Origin of the sequence: Pseudomonas granadensis (assembly GCF_900105485.1) — a bacterium.
GTDB classification, from domain to species: Bacteria; Pseudomonadota; Gammaproteobacteria; order Pseudomonadales; family Pseudomonadaceae; genus Aquipseudomonas; species Aquipseudomonas granadensis.
In genome coordinates this window covers 4796376-4820723 of record NZ_LT629778.1, presented here as the reverse complement: position 1 = coordinate 4820723, position 24348 = coordinate 4796376, and the positions used below count along the sequence as shown (strand labels likewise).

The window sequence follows — 24348 nt, the reverse complement described above, 5'->3', positions numbered from 1 at the left end:
CACAGGTTTCCTGGTTGCCCACAAAAGCTGGGTTCACTGAGAATCAGTGTGGGAGCCAGCCTGCTGGCGATAGCGATATCCGGTTATTTGCCGAGCTTGCGCAACTCATCCGACTCGACCACCCGCACCCCATCCTGCTCTTCCAGCGCCAGCCGCCACATCGCTCGCGCCAACTGGCAGGCTTCGATGCCGCGATACTTGCCCGGTATCAGTTTCGACAACGGCCCGGCCAGTTGCTCGGCCAGACGCGGCTCGACTCGTTCACCCAGCAGTAATGAAGGCCGGCAGATGGTCAGTTGCGGCCAGTCCTGCGCGCGCAGTGCCTGCTCCATTTCGCCTTTGACCCGGTTGTAGAACACCGAGGATTTCGGATCGGCGCCAATCGCACTGATCACGATCAAATGCCGCGCGCCCATCTCCCGCGCGCGTTTGGCGAACGCCACGACCATGTCCAGATCCACCGCGCGAAAGGCTTCTTCCGAGCCCGCCTGCTTGATGGTGGTGCCGAGGCAGCAATAGGCGATATCGACGCGCCCGCTCAGTTGCGGCAGAAACACCTGCGGATCGCCGACCGGGTTTTCCAGGTGCGGATGTTCCGCCAGGGGGCGACGCGAAGGAGCGAGCACGCGTGAAATCGTCGGTTCGTTGAGCAAACGATCGAGTAGATGTTCACCGGTCAGTCCGGTGGCTCCGGCAAGCAATACGTGCTGAGGCGTCAAGTACATAGTGTCTCTCCCTTGATACTGTTCAGCTTAGTTGCCTTTTGTCGCCCCGTCGTTCAACGCAGCACTTTGCAACGCTTTACGGGCCTGCTGTTTGCGCAGTAGCTGCCAGTGCGACAACACGGTTTTCGGCGCCCAGATCTGCGGCTCCGAGGCTTCGAAACCGTCCGCCAGTTCGCGCTCGGCGACGGTGGCCCTGGCCAGTTTGAAGGCCTGCTCCAGATCGTCGGTCTGGTTCAGTGCCTGGGCAAACAACGCGTCGCCGAAGTAGGTGAAATTGGCTTCTTCGGAACAGCCAAACGACACCCGGTCGGCGCGCGAGGCGGTCATGATCAGGGTGCGTTCGTCTTTCAGCGCTGGAATGAAACCGCCGGAATAGCACGCAGAAATCACGATGATCTTGTCACGGTGCTTCAGTGGCGCCAGCACCGCAGCGAGTTCGTCAGCGGGCAGGTCGGCCAGTTCCATGCGCGGCTGATCGAGCACCAGCTCATGCTCGGCGGTGCCGTGGCTGGTCAGGTAGATGAACAGCAAGTCTTCCGGGCCACTGCGTTCGGCGAGGGCTTGCGCGGCGCGGCGCAGGTTTTCGCGGGTGGCCATCGGCCGGTCGCCGAGGTGGTCGCGGTGGTTGACCAGACGAATCTGGCCGAACGCACCAAAACGCGTATTGAGCATATTGGCGACGAAGTCGGACTCGCGCAGAAACACACTTTGCTTGCCGTCGCCGCCGAGGGTCAGGGTGTACAACTCGACGGCCGGAGTCGAGGCGGGAATTGCCATCAATGCTTCGTCGAGCAAACGACCTTGGGCGAGCAGACCGAGTTCAAGGGTATCGGGCAGCAGTTTGCCGTCGGCGTCGCGCACGCGCTGGCCGTTGATCCAGGTGCCGCTGAGCACGCTGCCATCGGTCAGTACCAGAGTGCCGCGCCCGGAATAGCTGTCGTTGTCGAAACCGCCGATGTAAAAGCTGCCGTCAGACAGGTTCAAGCGACCCTGGCCGGTGAAGCGCCAGTCATTGAATACGCCGATGTAATGGCTGCCGTCGGCGCCGATCAGTTCGCCCTTGCCGGTCAGCGCGCCTTCCTTGAACTGGCCGAGCCAGACATCGCCGTCGGCGTTTTCGTAGCGGCCCTTGCCGTGCAATTGATTGTTCTTGAACCCGCCGACATAGATGTCGCCATCGGCGCTGTTGAAGGTGCCGTTGCCTTCGAGTTGGCCGTTGACGAAATGCCCGGTGAACGAGTTGCCGCTGGCATCGCCGCGCTGGCCTTCACCGTTGGGTTTGCCGTGGGCGAACTGGCCCTGATAGGAGCTGCCGTCCTCCATTTCCAGACGGCCGAGCCCGGAATACTGGTCGGCACGGAATTCGCCACGGTAGGTCATGCCGTTTTCTTTCAGCGTGCCTTCGCCGTCGCGCCGGCCCTGTTTGAAGCCGCCGGTGTAGCTGCTGGCGTTGGTGGTCAGGCTGCCCTGACCGTCGAACAGCCCCTGCGCAAACTGGCCGCGATAGACCTCGCCGTTGCTGCCGTGCCATTCGCCCTGACCATGCCACTGGCCCTTGTCGAACTGCCCGGCGTACCAGCTGCCATTGGGGTAGTCGACGCGGCCCTGGCCTTGCAGCAAGCCATCGACCAGTTCGCCGCGATAACGTCCGCCGTCCGGCAGGCGCGCATCCGGTGGCAACAGCGATTCGCCGTCGCCGCAAGCGGTGAGCATCAGGGTCAAGGCAAGGGGTGCAAGACAAGCAAGTGAGCGCATAGCGGGATCCGGGCAATTAGGCGACCGAGTATGCCGCAGCTATGCGTCGCATATATAGAGAGGTGACGCGAAACAGCGTGCGCTGCTTCGCATCCGGAACGATCAGACGAAGCAGAGCGACAGGGGTTCGGCAATATAGGCCGGTTTCTCTGAGCCCTCTATCTCGAGGGTCGCGATAGCCTTGAGCAACCACTGGCCGGGCTTTTTCTCGGTCACTTCAACCAGATCGACCTTCAATCGGACTTTCGAGTCGACCTTCACCGGCTGGATGAACCGCACACTGTCCAGGCCATAGTTGACGACCATCTTCACGCCTTCCGGCAGCACCAGAATGTCTTCCATCAGTTTGGGCATCAGCGACAGCGACAGGAAACCGTGGGCGATGGTGCTGCCAAAAGGCGTTTGCGCGGCTTTGACCGGGTCGACGTGGATGAACTGATAATCACCGGTGGCTTCGGCGAACAGGTTGATGCGCTCCTGATCGATGGTGAGCCATTCGGAACGTCCGAGTTCCTTGCCGACATGATCTTTGAGCTCTGCAACGGGAACATAGGGCATTGAGACTCTCCTTGGGTTCATCGGTTTTATAGTTTTTCAGGTGGGGGATTTGACCGCCCTGCGAACCACTGTAGATCATCACGGCGATTTGCTGCGGTCAACCGACCATGCTTTTGGCGAATGCCGATCCATAGCGCAGGCGTGCTTATAATGCAGGCGACTTGCGCGGAGAGATGTCTGATGTTGCTACGTGGCCTGACCCTGCTGGTGCTGTTTCAATTGCTCGGCACGGCGCTTAATCATTTGCTGTTGCCGGTGCTGCCGGGGCCGATCATCGGTCTGCTGCTGTTGCTGGCGTTCCTGGTCATTCGCGGTGAAGTCGGTGAGCCGCTGAACCTTGCCGCCGGCAGTCTGCTGCGTTATTTGCCGTTGCTGCTGGTGCCGTCAGCCGTGGGTGTGATGGTTTACGCCGCAGCGATTGCTGCGGATTTCTGGGCGATCGTCGGCGCGCTGGTGCTGTCGCTGATCCTGTCGATGGCCTTTGCCGGTGTGCTGATGCAGCGCCTGGTCAAACGCCACGCGCCGCCGGCGGAGGAGTCCTGATGCTGTTCGATTGGCAAGGTGCCTGGGCGTCGGTCATTCATCATCCGCTGTTCGGCATCGGCATCACCCTCGGTGCCTATCAACTGGTGCTGGCAGCGTTCGAGAAAACCCGCTGGATCTTTCTGCAGCCGGTGCTGGTCTCCATGTTGCTGGTGATCGGTGTGCTGGTCGGTTGTGGCGTGACGTACGCCGAGTACCGCAAGAGCACCGAGATCCTGAGCATCCTGCTCGGCCCGGCGACGGTGGCGCTGGCGGTGCCGCTGTATCTGAATTTGCGGCGCATTCGGCAATTGTTCTGGCCGATTTTTACTACGCTGGTGATAGGCGGGGTGGTGGCGACCGGCATGGGCGTGGTGCTGGGTTGGTGGTTCGGCGCCGAGCACATGATCCTGATGACCATGGCGCCGAAGTCGGTGACCTCGCCGATTGCCATGCTGGTGGCCGAGCAGATCGGTGGCGTCGCGGCGCTGGCGGCGGTGTTCGTGCTGATCACCGGGGTTATCGGGGCGATCTTCGGCCCGGCACTGCTGACCCGTCTCGGCGTGCACAGCCCGGAGGCGCGCGGCATGGCACTGGGCATGACGGCCCACGCGGTCGGCACCTCGGTGGCGTTGCAGGAGAGTGATGAGTGCGGCGCCTTCGCGGCGCTGGCGATGAGTCTGATGGGCGTGGCCACGGCGGTGTTCCTGCCGTTGGCGGTGTCGATGGTGGTGTAAGGAAATGTCTATGAGTCTGCCGCTTTTCCCGCTGAACACGGTGTTGTTCCCCGGCTGCAACCTCGATTTGCAGATCTTCGAGGCTCGCTACCTCGACATGATCGGCCGCTGCATGAAACAGGGCGTGGGCTTCGGCGTGGTGTGCATTCTTGAGGGCAGCGAGGTTGGCGTGGCGCCGGAAGGTTTTGCCCTGGTCGGGTGCGAGGCGCGCATTACCGATTTCCAGCAACAGGACAATGGCCTGCTCGGTATCCGCGTGCAGGGTGGCCGCCGATTCACGGTATTGCGCACCGAAGTACAACGCGATCAGTTGATCCTCGCCGACGTCGAGTGGCTCGATGATGAGCCCGAGCAACCCTTGCAGGACGAGGACGCCGATCTGGTCGCGCTGCTCAAGGCGCTGGCGGAGCACCCGATGGTCGAAGCGCTCGACATGGGCTCCGACGCTGCCGGCCAGCAATCGCTGGCCAATCAATTGGCCTATCTTTTGCCGTTCGCTGAAGAAGACAAGATCGACCTGCTGCAACTCGACGATCCCCAGCAGCGGCTGGACGCGATCCAGGCCTTGCTCGATGAGTTGCAAGGCGAGTTGTTCGCTTAGTTGTTCATCTGGTTGTACTTTGAATCAACTGATCGCATTTGCCAGTATTGTCGCTCCGATGACTTTGTCCTAATTTCAAGTGGCCCGCAGGACGCGGGTAACTTGAATAAGAACAAGGAAGAAGTCATGACTGTATATGAAGATGAATGGGCATTCTGGGACGATATTGCCGGCAAGTATATTTTGAAACATGCCGAGACCGACCATAACGTCAACAATGTGATTGAAGCTGCATCGACGTATGCCGATCGCATGGTGATTGCCCGACGTAAACGAAAATCGGCAAAAGTACCCGTAGGGGATATACCTCGGATGTCTGTATCCGCCTCGACCCTCGTGGCAGCCGTCGCTGTTTGAAGTCTTTTCCTTTTTCGTTATTGCCTGCCGTGGGTATAACCGACGGCGGGACGCTTACAGGTGCAAGCCATGTCCATAAACAAAGTAAACATTAAAACCTTCAACGCACATCTTTATCTGGATGGTCGACCCGTGGTGCTCAATCAACAGCGTCTGCAAAAGTTGCTTGACCAACCGCGCATCACCAAGGGCGAGCAACTGGAAGCCGAGGTGGGCCTGGCGGATACGCGTGTCGCCAGTTTCATTACGCTGGCCGATCATGAAGACGACGAACCGCTGTTACTGAAGTTCGTCCCGCAGGGTGACCACTATGAAATCTCACTGGTGCATACCGGAGCGTTCGCCGGTGCGCGCCTTTACATAGAGGCCCGGACGCATAATCTTTTAGCCAGCACCCGTGCCGCGCAACACTTTTCCATCAGTACGTACGGCGTACCCGAAGCTTCGCTGGGCGACTTCGAGGCGGGCCCGGCCCATCTTGAGTTGAGCAGCATTGCGGCGGATGGCAAATCGAAAAGCAAGCCGTTATACCGCAATGTAAGCGGGGGCATGTACAGCTTTCTGGACGAAGATCCCAACCTGACCCGGCACAACGCGTTCAACAACAAACCGGCGACGTTCGTAATCAAAGTGGTTCGGTAATTTCGAGCTTCATGCCAATAAAAAGCGCCATTCATCATGGAATGAATGGCGCTTTATTTCACGCTCTGTAATGTTCGGCCACTGGCCAGGTTACATCGTTGGAGCTCGTTCCTCGACCTTTCGGCAACTTCAACACGACGCCGCCGGAGCGGTCTATTTCATCAATCAAACGGTCATAGGCATGGTTGCCATGTCGATCGTAATCGTTTGCTCCTGCCCACGTGGCTTTCTCGATGGCCTCGGCCCTGTCACCGGCCTGCAGAAAAACATCCTCTACTCTCGCTGCCCGATTCAGATCTGAACTCACCAGCCAGATCCGCTCGGCACTGATGCCACGCGTCGGCATCGATATCCGACCCTCAAGGGTATCGCCGTCAAAATCCCTGTTATTCAGGTACATGTTCTCCACCCGCGGGACCACCTCGATATTGCGAGTGTCGATGACATAGACAAAGCCAAGATGCTGACCACGCCGTAACAAGGGATAATCGCGCGTTTCGTCCATCTTGAAAGATGTGTCGGATTCTTCCCCTGAACTGTGTCGGAATCCACTCGAAGAGTCGCTGTCGGAGAAGTGTCCCGGGTAACGGTTGGCCTGGCTATTGTAGTGCCGAGGGTTTGAGTAATAATCGAACCCCATGTAGGACAAGGCATTGGCCACACCGAATGTCGCACTGAATGCCCGCTTGGTCGTGGACTCAGACGGGTTGCCGCGCAATTTCACCAGGCGTTTGTCTCGCGCCAGTTCAAAAGGTGTGCGCAGATCGGCGCGGAACATTGCCGGAATGTCTGTCCGGTAGAGGTAATCGTGCTGATTGCGCTTGTATCCCGCGTATTCAAGATAATCGTTGAGGAACTTTTCGTCGTAGCGTTGGGCGAGGGGAGGCAAATCGTGCTCGTGGTTCTCGCCTTGCTCTCTCAGTTTCAGGCTGAAGGGTTCGAGTTCCTCTGCAATGTGCGCAAACCTTGTTTCGTCCGACGTGCTCTGGGTCGAGCGCTTGTGCTGTTCGGCCCACTCGGGAAACGTTCCATGTTCCATTTCCAGGCGCAGCCGATTTTGCTGGGCGATGCTCAAGTTATAGCTGCGCAGGATCTCCGTTCGCTCTTTTTGGGATTTGTCCGGACAGGACCATTTCAACGAGTCGGTCAGAAATTTATGGGTGTTCGGTTCATTGAAGCGGGTAGCCCAGTCGGGGGCTTTTCCGGCGGCTTCTGCTTCGCTGCGGAACACCAGCGACCGCGCGCCCTCCAGGCGGTAAGTGCTCCAGATTTCGCCATCGCTCCAAAGCGCCAGCTTCACGGGTATAGAGATGTCGCCCCGTGCTTCATTTGGATCGACTCGTATCAGACCGCCATTTTCGTCGACAAACGCCAGACCTGCATTTCTGTCCACAACCTGCCGTTCGAACCATTTGCCAGCCGGGCCCGAGTGCTCGATCAGCCTGATTTCCTCAACCGAATAATATCCGCGGCTGTTGGCAATATGGGACTGGATGTACCGCCTGGGATCATAGTATTCAAACGGCCTGTGCAGACTCCAGGTATTGCTCTCGCCGATTCGATAGAGCGGTGGTCCCGAAGCCTCTCGCTCGGTCGATAGCCTGGCCCGGTAGGCCTTCATCATTTCGTGATACACGACCATGACTGTTTGCAGGGCGGTTGTTGCGTCATCGCTGACATCCGCGAACTTTCGACCTTTGTAGGTCCGCAGCCCTTGTGCATCGTGAGCGGAGAGCGCGCTCAAGGCGTTTTGCCGATAGCGCTCCAGTGAGGAAAAGCGGACGGGCGCGAGTGGTTCGACGATTTCGCTCATTCGTGTGACCGTCACTGCAGTCTCTGCCTGCAGTGCTCCGTCGGTCGCCCCGTCGGCGCTGCGCCGCGGTGAGTCGCCCGTTGCGCCCGTTCGGGGCCGACCGGACAAGTGAAAATCCATGTCAACGGCAGGACGAGGCGTTGATGGGCCAGGTGTTTCAGGCGTGGGCGAAGGGCGCAGAGGGCCGGTATTTTTGCGCATGAAAGTTCATTCCTTTGTGTGAGTCAGCCTTCCATTGGCTGAATGGGGGTTGGGTACAAATCAAGGCCGGTAATGCTCAGGCACTGGCCAGGTAACATCGTCGGCAAACGTCTTGTCGCCTTTGGGCAGTGCCAGGATCACGCCGTCAGCCTCGGCAATTTCTTCAATCAACCGGTCATAGACGCTGGTGCCGGAAAGGGTGTCCTCCCTCTGCCAGACCGTCCCGTCCCAGGTCGCCTGCTCGATGGCTTCAGCGCGATCACCGGCCATGGTCAGGACATCCTGAACCCTGGCAGCCTTGCTGAGATCCGAATGAACCAGCCAGATTCGCTCTGCACTGATACCCCGGGTGGGCATCGAGATATGTCCTTCCATGTGGTCATAAATACCAACGCTGGCAGAACTGTTGAGAACATCGTTCTCGGCGAGCGGGACGACTTCGATGCCTCGTGTGTCGATGGCGTAGACGAAACTCATGGTCTGGTGGGTGCGCTTTGCTTCATAGCCCTGAGTCTCGTCAAACACGAACGAACTTTCCGAATCGGACTCATCACCGAAGCGCCTTCCTTCCGAGCCTTCGTCCGTGCCGCCGCTCCAATGTCGTTCGCGTTGCCCATCCGGTGGCACCTCGCCTGGGTAGCGATTGGCCTGAGTGTTGTACTTCAACGCGTTGTAGTAACCACCCTTGTTCGTTGCATATTCTGTGGCTTTTTTCAGGCCGAACGTCGCGCTGAAGGCTCGCTTGGTCGTTGAGCCGGTATCGTTACCCTTGCGATGAATCATCCTCCCGTCTCTGGCCAACTCGAACGGCAGCCGTGTTTCGCCCCTGAACATGGCGGCTATATCCGTGCGGTACGGACGTTGTGTTTGTTGCGCAGATAACCAAGGTGGGCGGCGAAGTCCGTCAGATATTCCGGGCTGTAATAGCCGCTGATCAAATCCTCGTTGCCGGCCCGAAAACGCGGAACGAAGCCTTGAAACTCCTCTGCGATCAGCTCGAAACGTTGTGCATTGTTTTTATCGAGTGTCAGGTTTTTATGCTGTTCGACCCATTCCGGCATTTTTTCTGCGTGGCCGTCCTTCAAATCCGCGCGCAGCTTTGCCAATTGAGCATTCGTCAGGTTGTAACTGCGCAACAGGTTTCCACGGTCGCTGGAGGACAAGTCCGGAAATAACCATTTCAAGGTGCCGGTGACATGGGTGAAGTCATCCCGGGTGACGGTTCGAGCAACCGCTTTTGGCGGCTTGCCGGACGCTTGCGCCTGTTCCCGGAACTCGGAAAGTCGAGCTTCATGCAGGTAATACATATTGAGTATTTCTTCATCGGACCAGTGGGCCAGTTTCACTTTGGGCAGCGGTTTGTCTCTTGTTTGTGTCGGATCAATGTAGACCCAGCGGTGATTGTGTTCCTTCATCGCGTAGCCGAGGGCGGGTGCGTCGCTGGCGGACTCCGCAGCCCGGAACTCATGCAAACCGTCGCTATCGGGCGTTACGGAAAACACGCGGTCCTTATCGGACAGAAGGGTGAGATGCCGATCCAGGCTCCACAGGTTGTTTTGCGTAGTGCGATAAATAGGTGGACCAAGGGCCTGGCGACTGGTCGAGACCGCTCGATATTCAGCGATGTCCCGGTCGTACAGCACGTGAACGTGAGACCTGTGTTCCTCACCGGGCAGCTGCACGTCTACCCAGTTACGTTGGCGGTAGTGTCTGATGCCAGCCGCATTCGGGGGCGGCATTCTGGCGACGTATGGGTGTGTGAAATCCTCCAGCGAATAATTCGAACCTGGACGGCTATCTGAAGGGCTGCCGCGCATCATGCTCAGACCGACTGCCGCGGGAATTTGTCGGACGGTGCCGGGAATTTCCAAAGATGGCAGTGTGGTGTCAAACAGCGAGACGCTAGGGAAATAGCTCGATACCCCGCTCGATGTCGGCCCCGCTGGGTTTGTGTCTGCACCGTCTCGTGGCGATTGCGCAGAGCTGGCAGTTTCGATGGGAGGTGTTTTCGGGCGCGTGCCCGTTTTTGGTCGCATGGTTCAATCCTTTTGGAAAAAGCAGCCTGTCCGTAGGCTGAGTGTCAGAGCCGACGCAGCAGTCAAAGCCGCGTCGGCGCCCATTGGATGTTAAACGATCAGATTTTCGGGCCTGACGTGATGAACAGATCTTCAGGCCTGATCGGTTTCTGCGGATCGCTGTCGAGGCTCCAGTGCTGCTTCGTCGACCGGTAAACCGGCGTACCGGTTTTACCCTTGGCGCCAAGGTGGGTCACGTGCACGCTGGCGGCCAGTTCGTTGCGCAGTCGATGCGCGTCGAGATCCGCCAGCAGTGCGGCGACGCTGGCGTAAGCGCTGGCATTGATGACATACAACTGAAGCACTTCGAACAGCAGCGACACTTCGTAAATCTGGCCCGCGGACGTCACCACGCTGACCGACTCCACCGGTGCGTCGTCGTCGACTGTCGGCAGTTCGATCACGGCGCTGCCGATACGCAGGCGGTTGACGTCGAGCTGAATGTCGTCGCGCTTGATCGTTTCCGTCAGGGCGCTGGTGAAGATATTCCAGACCGATGCGTTCGCGGTTTTGGCTGCCGCGCCCGGTGTCGACAAGCGCACGATCGAGTCGCTGGTCAGGTACACGTCGTACGTCGAACTCTGCCCGTGGAGAACATGGATGCCGGTGTGCGGCCCGGCGGGAATCACCACTTTGCTCGGTTGCGCTGGCAATGTCAGTTTTTCACCCGCCAGTGGCCGGGTGAACAGGTAATTGCCGGTGCGCCGCTTCAGCCAGCTGCGGGTACTTTGGCTGCTGGGGCCTGGATTACGGGCGTCGTCCTGGTAGTTCAGCTCCGGCACTTGCAGGCGATAGGAAACCTCATCCTGCAGAATCAGCACGACGTCCTGGGCAAGCAGCGGCGTAGTGACTTTCAAACTGTTTCTGCCGCTGTAGCCAGTGGCCGCGGCGATAGGCTGAATGACCCCTTTGAAGGTCACGATTTTGTCTGGCAGATGCAGCGCCAGGTCGATGTCTTTGTAAGTGAGGTGGGTATTGCCGGAGACACCCTTGCGGATGTCGACTTCATAACTGACCACGACGTCCTTGATTTCAGTGCTCTTGAAATCGAGGTGAACCGCACGTGAAGTGCGTGCCGCATGACGTTTGGCGACGAACTCGATATCACCAGGAAGGCGCGACACATAATGCCGTTTGTGCCCCGGATCATTGATTTCCACCGTACCGCTATTGACGATCTGCGCAGTAGGGCTCGGTTTGCCGACGAGCGTTACCGCGACATCGACGCGTTCGATCAAGACCTCGCCCGGTTTCGTTGGCAACAGTGCCAGCAACTCATATTCGTCCTGAGTCTTGAACACCAATCTGGCGTTCTTCAACTGGCGCTCGCCGTCGATCCATTGGTAGACGTTTTCAATGGTGAGGACATGCTCGGGATCGCTGCCGTCGATTCCGCGCAGCGATCGCACCACCAATGCGGTGTCGTTGATTTCCCAGCGCTGAATAACCTCCCGCGGCCAGCCAAACTCGATCAGGCTGGCGTGTTCGCCGTCTTCGATAATCGTCGTGCGCGCGCAGGTGTCGGCGATGTAGTAACGGTCCATGCCGCTGCCACCCTCTACCCGGCAATCGATGCCGCCGATGGCGATGGTGTCGTCGCCGGCGCCGGCATTGACCCGGTCATAACCATTGGCGGCGATCCGGTTGGCCTCATCATTGCCGGTCACACGGCTGGTGCCTTTGCGCAGCGTCGAGACGTTCTCGATCGATGTCAGTTGGGCAACGTGTACGGCGGCGATATCGGCATCCAGACCGCGCAGGCTGACCTTGCCGGTCTGCAGGTTGATGTCGTGGCCGATGTGGGTGGTGTCATCGAGTGGGCGGCTGCCTTCGAACGCCAGCGTGTCTGAGCCGGCGCCGCCGTCGATAACGCTCAGGTGGGCCGGTTTGCTCGCCCGGTTCAGCTCTTGCAGTGTGACGTCGTGGTAGAACGCGTCGCTTTTGGCGCCTCCCGTCAGTGCCTTGTGACCGGCGCGGAAGGAAAACATGTTCGGCTGGTTCTCTACGCCGATCACCCGATCGTTGCCATCGCCAAGGCGCCATAACACGCCTTTGCCATCGCCGGCAGTGCCGGAGACCTTGCCCGGCAGGTCCGCTGGCAGGCCTTTGCCGGCATCGATCACATCGTCACCCTCAGCGATTGCCGCGTGGCTGTCGAGTCTGAAAGGCTGTTCGCCGCCCTGCTCATCCCACTGGTAACGCCAGAGCTTCACGGCTTTGAGCTCGACCCGGAATGCCCCGTTGATGACATGCTCGATGGAGTGTTTGTATGCGCCGTCGAGCATTTGCCGGGCAGAGAGTTGCAGTTGGCCTTCATGGTCGCGATAACCCTTGGACAGCTTGAATCGATCCATGACGTCCTTGTCCAGCTCTTGACGGGTGAAGGCGAACCAGCCCGAGCGCAGACGCTCGTGGAACGTCAGCTCGATGTAGTCGTCGATGTCATCGACCACGCGCGCGGCCTGGTAAATCACCGAGCCGGCGATCAACAGCGCGGCGGCGGCCAGGCCGAGCGGACCGGCGACACTGCCGAAACCCGCCAGCGCCGCCACGCCCAGCGCCAGGCTGATGCCCGCGCCGGCAATACTGAAACCGGCACTGACGTAGTGGTCCTGGGCTTCCTTGCCGCTGGAGGCTGCGGCGGCGTTGAACGACTTCACCGCATCGGCGATGTCAAACGGCAAGGTCAGGATGCTGGCGAACATGCCGGCGCCGCGGCCCAGGTATTTGCCAAACGAGGTATAAGGAAAACGGCTGAAAACCTTGGCGCCGCGGGCGATCGACGCAGGGCCGGCTTTGCTGAAGACTTGCTCCAGGAGCAATGAGCCCACTTCGGCGCCAATCGCGCCGCCCTGAAACCAGGCTTCCCCCGTTTCGCCGTGTTTGATCGCATCGAGCATGGCCCGGTAGCCGCTGTAGATACCGAACGCCTGCATGCCGACACCGGCGCCGCTCATCAGGTAACTTTTGCCTTTGTTGACCCAGCCAGGCGAGTTCTCCAGGGCGTCGACCGGTTGAATATCAAGCTTCTGCGCGGCCTCGCAGAAATGATTGAGGCGTCCCATCAAACTGCGTGGCTTGATACCCCCGGCGCTGAAAAACAGTTTTCCGGCATTGGACGAGCGCTGACTGGAAATTTCGAAAAACAGCAAGCCGGGGCCGTCGATGTCGGCGGTTTCGATGGCTTTCAAGCGTGCCTGGGCTTTGTCCGCATCGAAGTTGAGCCCGTCGAGAAAAGCCTGATCGACGTTCTGCATGCCGACGTTCGCCGGGCTGATGGGTTGGCCGTGAACGATTGCACCGAAGCTTTGCAATTCGACGCGACTGGTCATGACTTCGCCGATGCGTAACGGACCGAAGTGTTTGTCGAGGGTGGCCAGCGTCCGTCGGTAGGGCGCGTCCGGGTCCGCCACAGTGGCGGCAGGGAGTGGTATCAGCCGCGCGGGCTGGCGCCCGAACGGGTTGGCCGAAGCGCTGATTTGCTCCATGCCGAGGGCGCGGGCTTCGAGGGCGGCGAGGCTGGGTGTGATGAGTTTTGACACGGTATCAGTCCTTTAATGATGTGTTTAACCGGCTTCCATGCCGGGTGCTTCAGTGCAGGCCGTTGCGTACTCACGGCCAGGTAATGTCGTAGGCGAACTCGTTGCGGTTGCCGGAAAGGCTGACGATCGGTTTGGCTGCCGCTTCGACACTGTCGATCAAACGGTCGTATTCCCAGGCGTTGGCATGGCCGGCGCGGGTGGCGGCTTCGATCAGTTCGGCGCGGTCGCCGGCCTGCACGGCGATGTCATCGATTCGGGCAGCTTTGGTCTGCGTAGAATTGAGCAGCCAGATGCGCTCGGCCGGCAGTCCGCTGCGGGTAACCGAAATCAGCCCTTCGAAGTCATCGGAGGGGAACCAGGTCGGCGGCGTATCACGGGCCACCGAGTTGAACAGCATGTTTTCTTCATGCGGGACCACTTCCAGACCGCGCGTGTCGAGGATGTAGAGAAACATCTCCTGTTGTTTTGCTCGGCTGCTGCGGTAATGGCGATCGTTGTCCCATGGGATCGGGCTGGCCGGGTCGGACCAGTCGGAGGAAGACGCGCTTTCACTGTCACTGGCATCGCTGTCCGAGGACGACTCACCGGCGTCGCGGCCCGGATATTTGTTGGTCTGGCGCTCGTAACGCAGATATTCCGGGTCGGGGCTCCTTGCGTACATCTGGCCCTCGTTGAGGCTGAATGTCGCGCTCAACGGCTTGTGCGTTGTCGCCCCCGGTTCGTGGTGATAACGCGGTAACAGGGTGCGGTCGTTGGCCAATTCGAAAGGTGTGCGTTCATCGCCGCGAAACAGCGCCGGGATGTCGGTGCGGTACAGGCAGTTGTTCTTGTTGCGCTGGTAGCCGAGCTTGCTCAGCAGGGCTTCACGGACCTCGTTGGTCAGGCTGCTTTGCGGGGCGTACCAGTCGTGCCGGGCGTCGCGCTTGAGGTTGAGTTCAGTGACGGCATCGCGGCTCAATTGCTCGAGACGCTGCGGATTGCTGACATCCTCGGTCAAGCGCTTGTGAGCCTCGGCCCATGGCGGCATTGCCAGGGTGGTTTTGAGTTCGTGACGCAAGCGTGTCAGTTGGCTCGGCAGCAAGTTGTAGGACTGCAGAAAGGTTTCGCTTTGCGCGCGGGTCATGCCTGGATGCAGCCATCGCAGCGCATTGTTCAGCAGATCGTTGTGCGGATTACCCGTCTCCCGGGCTTCGACCCAGTCCGGTGGCTTGCCGCTGGATTGGGCTTCGGTGCGCAATCGTGTGATATCCGGCCCTTCGATTCCGTATAACAACCAGATCTCGTGATCGGTCCAGGACTTGAGGTGCGCAGGTTCTGCGCCGAAGCCTGTCGCTGGCGGGGTGACGCGAACAGGGTTGCCGTATCTGTCCAGGAAAGCGAACTGAGCGTCGACGGAGTGACTGCTCGAGAACGGTATGAACTCGTGATAACCCTGAGCGTCCGGCGAGCGCATCGTTCGCCGGTAAAGGATCTGATTGATGTGCGTGGGAGTCGGCGTCGGTCGCGATTGCCTGGCGACACTGGCCTCGGTACCGGGCATGGCGGGGCGTTTCTGCGCCGTCGGGTCGAGTGCCGATCCTTCGGCGCCGACTGCGGCGACCTCGCCGGGCTGTTCGCTCAGGCGCCAGGTCGAACGGCCAGCATTTTTGTACAGCCTGGGGCCGGAGGGTTTGCGCTCGGTCAGCCGTTTGCTGCGCCAGACGCCGTCGTCATCGAGGCCGACATGGGTGGTTTCGACGCCGCCGACGTGTTCGACGTCGACGAACCGCCGGCCGACGATCCAGCGAAAACCGTCTTCATCGGCCGCTGGCATGCCGCGTAGAAAGTCCTGTGGCAACCAGTATTGATCGGCCGCGCCGACCTGACGCCGCGCTGGATTTATCGTCGGCAGGGCAGTGATGGTGATGGCCGGGGAGGGTTCGATATCGGCGCGTGCATCGACATTTCGCGTCGTGCCGAAGGGGTCGACCAAACCGGGCAGGCGCCATGTTGCAGGCAGTCCGGAGGTGAGCGCTGGCGTAAAGGACGGCGGCTCGGGTGGACGGTTGGCGAGCGTTGGTTTGCGCGGTATTTTCGGACTCATGAATGACTCTTATCAATAGATAAACAAAACACCCACTGTTTCAGCCAGTGCGTGTTTTGAGTATCGAAAGTTATTGAACTGAAGAGTCAATCTAATGGTTTTTGCACAGCGTGGAATTGTTTATCGAGCTGTTGGAGAACTGATTGTGTAACCCGGTTTTTTATTGAGTCTATAAGTGCGAAAGTTGATATAAGCTTGTGAGAAAACTTACTCGTAACGGATGTTTATGTAGCAGTTAATAGCGCTGCTATTGTCGGAACTTTCCGAAAATAGCAGCGCGAGGAAATAACCCCTTGTGCAGTTTCAATCAATAAGCGTAACGCAGCAGCGTATGCGGAAGATGGCGCAGTACGAAGAATCCGAACAAGGCAATCATCGATGGCAGGATCAGCCACCAGATCTTGAACGGCACTGGGTTGAGGGAAGTCTGACGCTGGCTCAGCCATAGCATTGCGGCGCAAACGCAACTGGCGAGCATGGCGCCGGCAAGAATGTCGGTCGGCCAGTGCGCCCCCAGATAGACCCGCGACAAGGCGATAGAGAGCGCCGGGATGCAAGCGATCAGCAGCCAGGTCAGGCGCATGCGTGGCGGCTGGCCGCGACCGGCCAGCACGCCCAGTGTCAGGAACAAGGCAAACGCGCCAGAAGCATGGCCGCTGGGCATGCTGTAGGTGGTCAATGGATCACTGAGTACTTCGGGGCGCACTCGGGCGAAGAAGTATTTGGTCCCGGTATTGGCCATTGCAGTGATGAGCATGGTCGCACCGGCGAACATCGCCTGGCGCCACTGCTTGCACAACAGCAACAGCACGACCAGCAGGGCGCTGAACAGCAGCATGTTGCGGAATTCGCCGATCAGCGTCAGCGTCACGGCAATTTCGTCCAGCGCTGGCTGGCGATGTTCCTGCACCAGCGTCATCACTCCGTTGTCGAGCGCCGTCAGGTATGGGTAGCCGATGAACAGGCCGATCAGGATCAACAGGCTCATGCCGCCGATCCAGATCGTCGCGCGACGATGGCGACGCACGCTGCTGTTGACGCTCAGGCCGACCATCACCGCGATGCTGGCGGCGACAATTCCGGCCTCGAGCCAGAAACCTTCAGGCAACGGCAGGCGGAACGCCGCGCCGGTGGCCCAACCCGGGAGCAGATAGGCGAGGCTCCAGCCAGCCGCAGCGAGCAGGCTAACGGCGATAAAGCGCGGGAACGGCATGTCGCACATGCCCGCCACCATCGGCAGCATGGGGCGTAGCGGGCCGATAAAACGACCGACCAGCAGGCTGGCGATGCCGTAACGCTGGAAATACGATTCGGCCCCTGCCATCCACTCCGGATGACTGCGCAGCCCCGGCAAGCGACGGATGTTCTGATGAAAATGCCGGCCGAGAAAATACGAAATCAGATCGCCGAGAATGCCGCCAAGAAAGCCCAGGAGCAGGGTTTCGCTCAACGACAGCGCGCCGCTGCCAGCCAGCACCGCAACCGCGAACAGCAGCACGGTGCCCGGTACGATCAGACCGGCGATCGCCAGGCATTCCACCAGCGCCACAACGAACACCGCAGCCGCCAGCCACTGTGGATTGGCCGCCAGCCAACCGGTCACGCTATCGAGCCATGGGCCCATACAGAAAAACTCCATCAAAACTGCGATTGATATTCAGGGATTACCGGCCACCTGTGGGAGCGAGCCTGTTCGCGAATGCGGTGTGCCAGACGATTAAAATCGTCCGGTAGACCTCTTCGCCAGCAGGCTCGCTCCCACAGGTGGATATCATTTAATCGCGCAATCGACGCTGGCTCCAGGCAGCAGAAAATAGTCCCGGCCTTCGACCTGGCCCCGGCGCAGCGGGTTCCGCGTGCACCATTGTGCGTAGGCTGCATCGACGAAGCGATACATCAGGTGCTCGTCCCGTCCGAGCGGAATGCCCAGGCGAGTCGTTTGAATAATGTGTGAGGGCGCGGGGCCGGTGTCTTCCACCAATAACAGTTCATGATCGAAACGCTTGGCGTCCCACATCGGTACTTTCAGCCCGAGTGCCTTGCACAGCAATGTCTGGCCGGCGCAGAGTTTGTTCGCAGGGCGCGCGCGACCCTGAGCGTCGGGGTTGTTCAGGAGCATTTGCGCCATGCTCGCCGGACCGCTGATTTCATCGATCCACGGATAGGCCGATTTGATCAGCACGGCATTGCCCGGACCCTGCGCGCTGAAGTTCAGCGAATCGCCGCCACGGGCGTAGTACATATAGATATGCCCGCCATCCAGAAACAAAGCCTTACGCTTTTCCGTGTAACCGAGTGAGGCATGGCTGCCTTTTTCAGCGCAGTAATAGGCTTCGGTTTCGATGATCCGCGCGCTCAGCCACAAATCGCCGACGCGATGACGGATGACTTTGCCGAGCAGATCCTGCGCCAGTACCTGGGCGTCACGCTCGAAAAAACTGTCCGGCAGGCCCACGGGCAGGCGCGTGGGCTGAGAGTGTTGGGGCTCGTTGGTCATGATGGGCAAGGTTGATCCAGGCTCAAGAGGCCGTGATGATAACAACGCCGAGCTTAATTACGTCTGAACGACGGCCATTCCCAGCTCATTTTGACCATCCGCCTGTCACCGCTGTTAGTCGGGGGGCGTGACAGCTATAATCTGCCGCTTTCCTCTTTGCCAAGACCCCAGCAGACCATGACTGAGTCCGTTCTTGACTACATGACCCGATTGGGTCGCGCCGCCCGCAGCGCTTCCCGGGTCATCGGCCGTGCCAGCACCGCGCAGAAAAACCGCGCGCTGCTGGCAACCGCCAATGCTCTGGACGCCGCGCGTGCCGAGCTGGCGGCAGCCAATGAACAGGATTTGGCCGCCGGCCGCGCCAATGGCCTGGAGCCTGCGTTGCTGGAACGTCTGGAACTGACCCCGGCACGCATCGACGGCATGATTGTCGGTTTGCGCCAGGTCGCTGCGCTGCCGGATCCGGTCGGCGCGATCCGCGACATGAGCTACCGCCCGTCGGGGATTCAGGTCGGCAAGATGCGCGTGCCGCTGGGTGTGATCGGGATCATCTACGAATCCCGGCCCAACGTGACCATCGACGCCGCCAGCCTGTGCCTGAAGTCCGGCAACGCGACGATCCTGCGCGGCGGCTCCGAAGCGATTCATTCCAACCGGGCGATTGCTGCGTGCATTCAACGTGGTCTGGCCGAGGCCGAGCTACCCGCCGCCGTGGTGCAAGTGGTAGAAACCACCGACCGCGCCGCCGTCGGCGCGATGATCAGCATGCCCGAGTACGTCGATGTGATCGTGCCGCGCGGTGGCCGTGGCCTGATCGAGCGCATCAGCCGTGATGCCCGCGTACCGGTGATCAAGCATCTGGACGGCATCTGCCACGTTTATGTCAGCGAGCACGCCGATCTGGGCAAGGCCCAGCGCATTGCCTTCAACGCCAAGACTTATCGTTATGGCATCTGCGGGGCGATGGAAACGTTGCTGGTCGACCAGGCCGTTGCGCAGGCTTTCCTGCCGGCAATGGCCGCGCAGTTCCGCGAAAAAGGCGTCGAGCTGCGTGGCTGCGAGCGCACCCGAGCGATCATCGAGGCCGTCGCGGCCACCGAGGACGACTGGAGCAGCGAGTATCTGGCGCCGATTCTGTCGATCCGCGTGGTCGACGGGCTGGATCAGGCCATCGAACACATCAATCATTACGGCTCCCACCACACCGACTCGATCGTCAGCGAAAGCCTCGCCGACACCCGGCGTTTCGTGGCGGAAGTCGACTCGGCCTCGGTGATGATCAACACGCCGACCTGCTTCGCCGATGGATTTGAATACGGATTGGGTGCCGAGATCGGCATTTCTACTGATAAGCTGCACGCCCGCGGCCCGGTGGGCCTCGAAGGGCTGACCTGCGAGAAGTACATCGTGGTCGGTGATGGCCAGTTGCGCGGCCAGGCGACGGTCTGACTTGACCGACCTCGACCTGACAGCGCCGCACACCGGCAGCGAGTCGTGCCCACGACGCATCGGCGTTTTGGGCGGTACGTTCGACCCGGTGCACATCGGCCATTTGCGCGGCGGGCTGGAAGTCGCCGAGGCGCTGGCGCTCGATGAGCTGCGCATGCTGCCCAGCGCGCGTCCGCCGCATCGCGGTACGCCGCAGGTGTCGGCGCAGGATCGGCTGGCCATGGTCGAGTGTGCGGTGGCCGGTTTGCCGCCGCTGATGGTGGACGCCCGCGAATTGCAGCGGGACAAGCCGTCATGGACCATCGATACCCTGGAGTCGCTGCGTGCCGAAATGCCCGCCGAGACCCAGGTTTTTCTGCTTTTGGGCTGGGACGCATTTTGCGGCCTGCCCACTTGGCACCGCTGGGAAGAGTTGCTCCAGCATTGCCACATCCTGGTGCTACAGCGCCCGGACGCCGACAGCGAACCGCCGGATGCCTTACGCAACCTGCTGGCAGCGCGTTCGGTGAGCGACCCGCTGGCCCTGAAAGGGCCGAGCGGACAGATTGCATTCGTCTGGCAGACACCGCTCGCGGTTTCCGCCACCCAGATCCGTCAACTGCTGGCCAGCGGTAAGTCGGTACGTTTCCTGGTGCCCGACGCGGTCCTGGCCTACATCGATGCGCACGGTCTGTACCGTGCGTCGAACTGAACAAGGCGTGCTTCACGGATACGAATCACCGTATCGCCAAGCCGCCGAATACATGAGCAAAACGAGTTTTATATGACTGACAAAGATCTACCGAAAGTAAAGCGCAAAGGCACGTTCAAGAGCGCGCCGCTGCCGGAAGTCGCCAGCACCAACGAACCGCTCAAGGGCGATGAACTGGTCAAGCTTGCCGTCGCCGCACTGGAAGACGTCAAGGCCCAGGACATTCAGGTCATCGATGTTCGCGACAAGCAGAGCATCACGGACTACATGATCATCGCCACCGGTACCTCCAACCGCCAGATCAACGCGATGCTCGACAAGGTTCGCGAAGAGGTCAAAAAGCAGGGCGCCAAGCCGCTGGGCGAAGAAGGCAAGGGCGACAGCGACTGGGTACTGCTCGACCTCGACCTGGTCATCGTGCACATGATGACGGCCTCGGCGCGTCAGTTCTACGACCTGGAACGCCTGTGGGCCGGTGCCGAGCAGAGCCGTGCGGCCGACGCCAGGCACCACAGCCCGGAAAACACCCACGAGCATTTCACCAAGCTCAACAAAGACCAGCTGTAAGGGATTGCTGTGCGACTGCGCCTGATCGCCGTCGGTTCACGCATGCCCAAGTGGGTGGAAGAAGGCTGGCATGAATATGCCAAGCGTCTTCCGTCCGAGCTGGCGCTGGAACTGGTGGAAATACCGCTCAATACCCGTGGCAAGAATGCCGACGTGGCCCGATTCATCCGCCAGGAAGGCGAAGCCATGCTGGCCAAGGTCGGGCAGAACGAGCGGATCGTCACGCTGGAAGTCCACGGCAAACCCTGGAGCACCGAGCAACTGGCGGTCGAGCTCGATCGCTGGCGGCTGGACTCGCGCACGGTCAATTTCATGGTCGGTGGTCCCGAGGGGCTGGCGCCGGAAGTCTGCGCCCGTGCCGATCAGCGCTGGTCCTTGTCGCCGCTGACGTTGCCGCATCCACTGGTGCGCATCCTTATCGGCGAACAGTTGTATCGTGCCTGGACCGTGTTGTCCGGTCACCCTTACCACAAGTAAGCCTGCCCTCATGTCTCAGCCGATCCGCATCAAGGACCACGAAAAGGACGCCCGTCTGGTGCGCGGCCGCGTCGTATTCGGGGCCATTACGGTCATGTTGCTGATCGTTGTGCTGATTGCGCGGCTGTATTACTTGCAGGTGATCCAGTACGAATATCACTCGACCCTGTCGGAAAACAACCGCGTCCATGTGCAGCCGATTCCGCCCACGCGCGGGCTGATTTTCGATCGCAACGGCGTGGTGGTCGCGGACAACCGCCCAAGCTTCAGCCTGAGCATGACCCGCGAGCGCTCCGGCGACTGGCAGCAGGTGCTCGACGTCATCGTCGAAGTGCTGGAACTGACGCCCGAGGACCGGGTGATCTTCGAGAAGCGCATGCGGCAGGGGCGCCGACCGTTCGAGCCGGTGCCGATCCTGTTCGAGCTGAGCGAAGAGCAGATTGCCCGCATCGCCGTAAACCAGTTCCGCCTGCCGGGCGTCGAGGTGGTCGCGCAACTGGTCCGTCACTATCCGCAGGGCGCGCATTTTGCGCATTCGGTGGGCTACATGGGGCGGATCAATGAGAAAGAGCTGAAAAGCCTCGATCCGGTCAATTACAGCGGCACCCACCACATCGGCAAAACCGGCATCGAGCGTTTCTACGAGCCGGAGTTGCACGGGCAGGTCGGCTACGAAGAAGTCGAGACCAATGCCCGGGGCCGCGTATTGCGCGTGCTCAAGCGCACTGATCCGATTCCTGGCAAGGACATTGTCCTGAGTCTGGACATCAAGCTGCAGGAAGCCGCCGAAGCCGCACTCGGCGGGCGGCGTGGCGCAGTGGTAGCGCTCGATCCGAAGACCGGTGAAGTGCTGGCGATGGTCAGTCAGCCGAGTTTCGACCCCAACCTGTTCGTCACCGGGATCAGCTTCAAGGCCTACGCCGAGTTGCGCGACTCCATTGACCGGCCGCTGTTCAACCGCGTGTTGCGCGGACTCTACCCGCCGGGCTCGACGATCAAACCGGCGGTGGCGATTGCCGGCCTCGATGCCGGCGTAGTCACGGCTTCAAGTCGGGTGTTCGACCCCGGCTATTACATGCTACCCAACTACGACCATAAATACCGCAACTGGAACCGCACCGGGGACGGCTTCGTCGACCTCGACACAGCGATCATGCGGTCCAACGACACCTACTTCTATGACCTGGCACACAAGCTCGGCATCGATCGGCTGTCGGCGTACATGAACAAGTTCGGCATCGGCCAGAAGGTCTCGCTGGACATGTTCGAAGAATCCCCCGGCCTGATGCCGTCGCGTGAATGGAAGCGGGCGACACGCAAACAGGCATGGTTCCCCGGCGAAACCCTGATTCTCGGGATCGGCCAGGGCTACATGCAATCGACACCGCTGCAACTGGCCCAGGCCACGGCATTGGTGGCCAACAAGGGCATCTGGAACCGTCCGCACCTGGCCAAATCTCTCGACGGGGTGAAGCCAGTGGACGACAACCCGATGCCGAACATCGTGCTGCGTGATCCGTCCGACTGGAACAAGGTCAACCATGGCATGCAGCAAGTGATGCACGGCGCCCGCGGCACCGCGCGTAAAGCGGCGATCGGTGCGCAATACCGCATCGCCGGCAAGTCGGGTACCGCCCAGGTCGTGGCGATCAAGCAGGGCGAGAAATACGACCGCTCCAAGGTCCAGGAACGCCACCGGGACCACGCCTTGTTCGTCGGCTTTGCTCCGGCCGAGGATCCGAAAATCGTCGTCTCGGTGATGGTCGAAAACGGTGAGTCCGGTTCCGGTGTCGCCGCGCCAGTGGTGCGTCAGGTGATGGACGCCTGGCTGCTCGACAAGGAAGGACATTTGAAGGCCGAGTACGCCAGCCCAATCACTGCGGAGGCCACGGCCCGTGATGAATAATTTCGATCGCATGCTCTCGAGTGAGGATGTGATGCGTCGCCGCGCGACGTTGCTGCAAAGACTGCACATTGATGGCCCGCTGCTGATTCTGCTGCTGATCCTCGCCGCCGGCAGCCTGTTCGTGCTGTATTCGGCCAGCGGCAAGAGCTGGGATCTGCTGGGCAAACAGGCGACGTCGTTCGGCATCGGCCTGGTGGCGATGATTGTCATTGCCCAGTTCGAACCGCGGTTCATGGCCCGTTGGGTGCCGCTCGGTTATGTCATTGGCGTGGTGTTGCTGCTGGTGGTGGACATCATGGGCCACAACGCCATGGGCGCGACGCGCTGGATCAACATCCCCGGGGTGATCCGCTTCCAGCCTTCGGAATTCATGAAAATCCTCATGCCGGCGACCATCGCCTGGTATTTGTCCAAGCGCACCTTGCCGCCGCAACTCAAGCATGTCGGTATCAGCCTGATGCTGATCGGCGTGCCGTTCGCGCTGATCGTGCGTCAGCCCGACCTCGGCACCTCGCTGTTGATTCTGGCCGGCGGCGCGTTCGTGCTGTTCATGGGCGGGTTGCGCTGGCGCTGGATCCTCAGCGTGCTGGCGGCGGCGGTGCCGGTGTCGGTGGCGATGTGGTTTTTCGTCATGCACGACTACCAGAAGCAGCGCGTGCTGACCTTTCTCGATCCGGAAAGCGATCCGCTGGGCACCGGCTGGAACATCATCCAGTCGAAAGCCGCGATCGGTTCCGGCGGTGTCTTCGGCAAAGGCTGGTTGCTCGGCACCCAGTCACACCTGGACTTCCTGCCGGAAAGCCACACCGACTTCATCATTGCCGTGCTCGGCGAAGAGTTCGGTCTGGTCGGCATTTGCGCGCTGTTGCTGATTTATCTGCTGCTGATCGGCCGCGGGCTGGTGATCACCGCTCAGGCGCAAACCCTGTTCGGCAAATTGCTCGCCGGGGCGTTGACCATGACTTTTTTTGTTTACGTTTTCGTCAACATCGGTATGGTCAGTGGCCTGTTGCCGGTCGTGGGGGTGCCGTTGCCGTTCATTAGCTACGGAGGAACTTCGCTGGTGACACTGCTGTCAGCGTTTGGGGTTTTGATGTCGATCCATACCCATCGCAAGTGGATCGCACAGGTTTGAATAAGGTGAACAGTT

The 24348-nt window shown here is 60.2% G+C and carries 21 protein-coding genes; 11 read left to right on the top strand and 10 right to left on the bottom strand.

Translation table 11 applies throughout. From position 1 onward, the window contains the following. Positions 1–83 precede the first annotated feature (83 nt). The 3 genes from BLU52_RS21405 to BLU52_RS21395 form a co-directional block, all read right to left on the bottom strand. Complete coding sequence (locus BLU52_RS21405) at positions 84–725, bottom strand: oxidoreductase (RefSeq protein WP_090286649.1); 642 nt, start codon at positions 723–725, stop codon at positions 84–86. Positions 726–752: 27 nt separating this feature from the next. Then, positions 753–2480: a C13 family peptidase gene (locus BLU52_RS21400; protein ID WP_090286647.1), complete on the bottom strand. Its 1728-nt coding sequence runs from the start codon at positions 2478–2480 to the stop codon at positions 753–755. Positions 2481–2582: 102 nt separating this feature from the next. Beyond that, entirely contained in the window at positions 2583–3038 is a 456-nt protein-coding gene (locus BLU52_RS21395) for a MaoC family dehydratase (RefSeq protein ID WP_090286645.1), read from the bottom strand. Positions 3039–3218: 180 nt separating this feature from the next. Here BLU52_RS21395 and BLU52_RS21390 point away from each other — a divergent pair, with 180 nt between their 5' ends. From BLU52_RS21390 to BLU52_RS21370, 5 genes are all read left to right on the top strand, one after another. After that, the gene (locus tag BLU52_RS21390) at positions 3219–3581 is read left to right on the top strand and encodes a CidA/LrgA family protein (RefSeq protein ID WP_090286643.1); all 363 of its coding nucleotides are present in this window, start codon (positions 3219–3221) and stop codon (positions 3579–3581) included. Next, positions 3581–4297, top strand: a complete 717-nt coding sequence (locus BLU52_RS21385; RefSeq protein ID WP_090286641.1) for an LrgB family protein — start codon at positions 3581–3583, stop codon at positions 4295–4297. The genes BLU52_RS21390 and BLU52_RS21385 overlap by 1 nt, the downstream gene beginning before the upstream one ends. Positions 4298–4307: 10 nt before the next feature. Then, positions 4308–4898, top strand: coding sequence for an LON peptidase substrate-binding domain-containing protein (locus BLU52_RS21380; RefSeq protein ID WP_090286639.1), 591 nt, complete (start codon positions 4308–4310; stop codon positions 4896–4898). Between the two features lie 126 nt (positions 4899–5024). Then, complete coding sequence (locus tag BLU52_RS21375; RefSeq protein ID WP_090286637.1) at positions 5025–5255, top strand: hypothetical protein; 231 nt, start codon at positions 5025–5027, stop codon at positions 5253–5255. Between the two features lie 69 nt (positions 5256–5324). Next, positions 5325–5897, top strand: a complete 573-nt coding sequence (locus BLU52_RS21370; RefSeq protein ID WP_090286635.1) for a hypothetical protein — start codon at positions 5325–5327, stop codon at positions 5895–5897. Positions 5898–5955: 58 nt separating this feature from the next. Here the strand turns inward: BLU52_RS21370 and BLU52_RS21365 are convergent, their stop codons facing one another. The 7 genes from BLU52_RS21365 to BLU52_RS21340 form a co-directional block, all read right to left on the bottom strand. Then, positions 5956–7911: a hypothetical protein gene (locus BLU52_RS21365; protein WP_090286633.1), complete on the bottom strand. Its 1956-nt coding sequence runs from the start codon at positions 7909–7911 to the stop codon at positions 5956–5958. Between the two features lie 60 nt (positions 7912–7971). Next, positions 7972–8745, bottom strand: coding sequence for a hypothetical protein (locus BLU52_RS27065; protein WP_231987986.1), 774 nt, complete (start codon positions 8743–8745; stop codon positions 7972–7974). 5 nt (positions 8746–8750) lie between these two features. Next, entirely contained in the window at positions 8751–9947 is a 1197-nt protein-coding gene (locus tag BLU52_RS27060) for a hypothetical protein (protein ID WP_231987985.1), read from the bottom strand. 98 nt (positions 9948–10045) lie between these two features. After that, on the bottom strand, positions 10046–13528 hold the full coding sequence (locus BLU52_RS21355; protein ID WP_231987984.1) for a calcium-binding protein: 3483 nt from the start codon (positions 13526–13528) through the stop codon (positions 10046–10048). A 70-nt stretch (positions 13529–13598) separates the two neighbouring features. Then, positions 13599–15611: a hypothetical protein gene (locus tag BLU52_RS21350; RefSeq protein ID WP_090286630.1), complete on the bottom strand. Its 2013-nt coding sequence runs from the start codon at positions 15609–15611 to the stop codon at positions 13599–13601. Positions 15612–15918: 307 nt separating this feature from the next. Beyond that, complete coding sequence (locus tag BLU52_RS21345) at positions 15919–17235, bottom strand: bifunctional DedA family/phosphatase PAP2 family protein (protein ID WP_090286628.1); 1317 nt, start codon at positions 17233–17235, stop codon at positions 15919–15921. Positions 17236–17382: 147 nt separating this feature from the next. After that, on the bottom strand, positions 17383–18108 hold the full coding sequence (locus BLU52_RS21340) for a DNA-3-methyladenine glycosylase (RefSeq protein ID WP_090286626.1): 726 nt from the start codon (positions 18106–18108) through the stop codon (positions 17383–17385). A gap of 177 nt (positions 18109–18285) precedes the next feature. Here BLU52_RS21340 and BLU52_RS21335 point away from each other — a divergent pair, with 177 nt between their 5' ends. The 6 genes from BLU52_RS21335 to rodA all read left to right on the top strand — a co-directional run bounded on the left by BLU52_RS21335 (position 18286) and on the right by rodA (position 24333). Further along, a complete protein-coding gene (locus tag BLU52_RS21335; protein ID WP_090286624.1) occupies positions 18286–19557 on the top strand; it encodes a glutamate-5-semialdehyde dehydrogenase in 1272 nt (423 codons plus the stop codon). Next, positions 19526–20248 (top strand): nicotinate-nucleotide adenylyltransferase, encoded by a 723-nt coding sequence (nadD, locus tag BLU52_RS21330; protein ID WP_090286622.1) that lies wholly within the window; start codon positions 19526–19528, stop codon positions 20246–20248. Before BLU52_RS21335 ends, nadD begins: the two co-directional genes overlap by 32 nt. A gap of 72 nt (positions 20249–20320) precedes the next feature. After that, positions 20321–20815 (top strand): ribosome silencing factor, encoded by a 495-nt coding sequence (gene rsfS / locus BLU52_RS21325; protein WP_090286619.1) that lies wholly within the window; start codon positions 20321–20323, stop codon positions 20813–20815. Between the two features lie 9 nt (positions 20816–20824). Beyond that, a complete protein-coding gene (gene rlmH / locus BLU52_RS21320) occupies positions 20825–21292 on the top strand; it encodes a 23S rRNA (pseudouridine(1915)-N(3))-methyltransferase RlmH (RefSeq protein WP_009051038.1) in 468 nt (155 codons plus the stop codon). A 10-nt stretch (positions 21293–21302) separates the two neighbouring features. Beyond that, on the top strand, positions 21303–23198 hold the full coding sequence (gene mrdA, locus BLU52_RS21315) for a penicillin-binding protein 2 (protein WP_090286617.1): 1896 nt from the start codon (positions 21303–21305) through the stop codon (positions 23196–23198). Positions 23199–23229: 31 nt separating this feature from the next. Continuing rightward, positions 23230–24333 (top strand): rod shape-determining protein RodA, encoded by a 1104-nt coding sequence (gene rodA, locus BLU52_RS21310; RefSeq protein WP_167359939.1) that lies wholly within the window; start codon positions 23230–23232, stop codon positions 24331–24333. Positions 24334–24348: the final 15 nt, after the last annotated feature.

Excerpts from the sequence above, each read along its gene's own strand:
- BLU52_RS21405 (WP_090286649.1), bottom strand. The coding sequence starts at position 725 with ATGTACTTGACGCCTCAGCACGTATTGCTTGCCGGAGCCACCGGACTG.
- BLU52_RS21400 (WP_090286647.1), bottom strand. The coding sequence starts at position 2,480 with ATGCGCTCACTTGCTTGTCTTGCACCCCTTGCCTTGACCCTGATGCTC.
- BLU52_RS21395 (WP_090286645.1), bottom strand. The coding sequence starts at position 3,038 with ATGCCCTATGTTCCCGTTGCAGAGCTCAAAGATCATGTCGGCAAGGAA.
- BLU52_RS21390 (WP_090286643.1), top strand. The coding sequence starts at position 3,219 with ATGTTGCTACGTGGCCTGACCCTGCTGGTGCTGTTTCAATTGCTCGGC.
- BLU52_RS21385 (WP_090286641.1), top strand. The coding sequence starts at position 3,581 with ATGCTGTTCGATTGGCAAGGTGCCTGGGCGTCGGTCATTCATCATCCG.
- BLU52_RS21380 (WP_090286639.1), top strand. The coding sequence starts at position 4,308 with ATGAGTCTGCCGCTTTTCCCGCTGAACACGGTGTTGTTCCCCGGCTGC.
- BLU52_RS21375 (WP_090286637.1), top strand. The coding sequence starts at position 5,025 with ATGACTGTATATGAAGATGAATGGGCATTCTGGGACGATATTGCCGGC.
- BLU52_RS21370 (WP_090286635.1), top strand. The coding sequence starts at position 5,325 with ATGTCCATAAACAAAGTAAACATTAAAACCTTCAACGCACATCTTTAT.
- BLU52_RS21365 (WP_090286633.1), bottom strand. The coding sequence starts at position 7,911 with ATGCGCAAAAATACCGGCCCTCTGCGCCCTTCGCCCACGCCTGAAACA.
- BLU52_RS27065 (WP_231987986.1), bottom strand. The coding sequence starts at position 8,745 with ATGTTCAGGGGCGAAACACGGCTGCCGTTCGAGTTGGCCAGAGACGGG.
- BLU52_RS27060 (WP_231987985.1), bottom strand. The coding sequence starts at position 9,947 with ATGCGACCAAAAACGGGCACGCGCCCGAAAACACCTCCCATCGAAACT.
- BLU52_RS21350 (WP_090286630.1), bottom strand. The coding sequence starts at position 15,611 with ATGAGTCCGAAAATACCGCGCAAACCAACGCTCGCCAACCGTCCACCC.
- BLU52_RS21345 (WP_090286628.1), bottom strand. The coding sequence starts at position 17,235 with ATGGGCCCATGGCTCGATAGCGTGACCGGTTGGCTGGCGGCCAATCCA.
- BLU52_RS21340 (WP_090286626.1), bottom strand. The coding sequence starts at position 18,108 with ATGACCAACGAGCCCCAACACTCTCAGCCCACGCGCCTGCCCGTGGGC.
- BLU52_RS21335 (WP_090286624.1), top strand. The coding sequence starts at position 18,286 with ATGACTGAGTCCGTTCTTGACTACATGACCCGATTGGGTCGCGCCGCC.
- nadD (WP_090286622.1), top strand. The coding sequence starts at position 19,526 with ATGGCCAGTTGCGCGGCCAGGCGACGGTCTGACTTGACCGACCTCGAC.
- rsfS (WP_090286619.1), top strand. The coding sequence starts at position 20,321 with ATGACTGACAAAGATCTACCGAAAGTAAAGCGCAAAGGCACGTTCAAG.
- mrdA (WP_090286617.1), top strand. The coding sequence starts at position 21,303 with ATGTCTCAGCCGATCCGCATCAAGGACCACGAAAAGGACGCCCGTCTG.
- rodA (WP_167359939.1), top strand. The coding sequence starts at position 23,230 with ATGCGTCGCCGCGCGACGTTGCTGCAAAGACTGCACATTGATGGCCCG.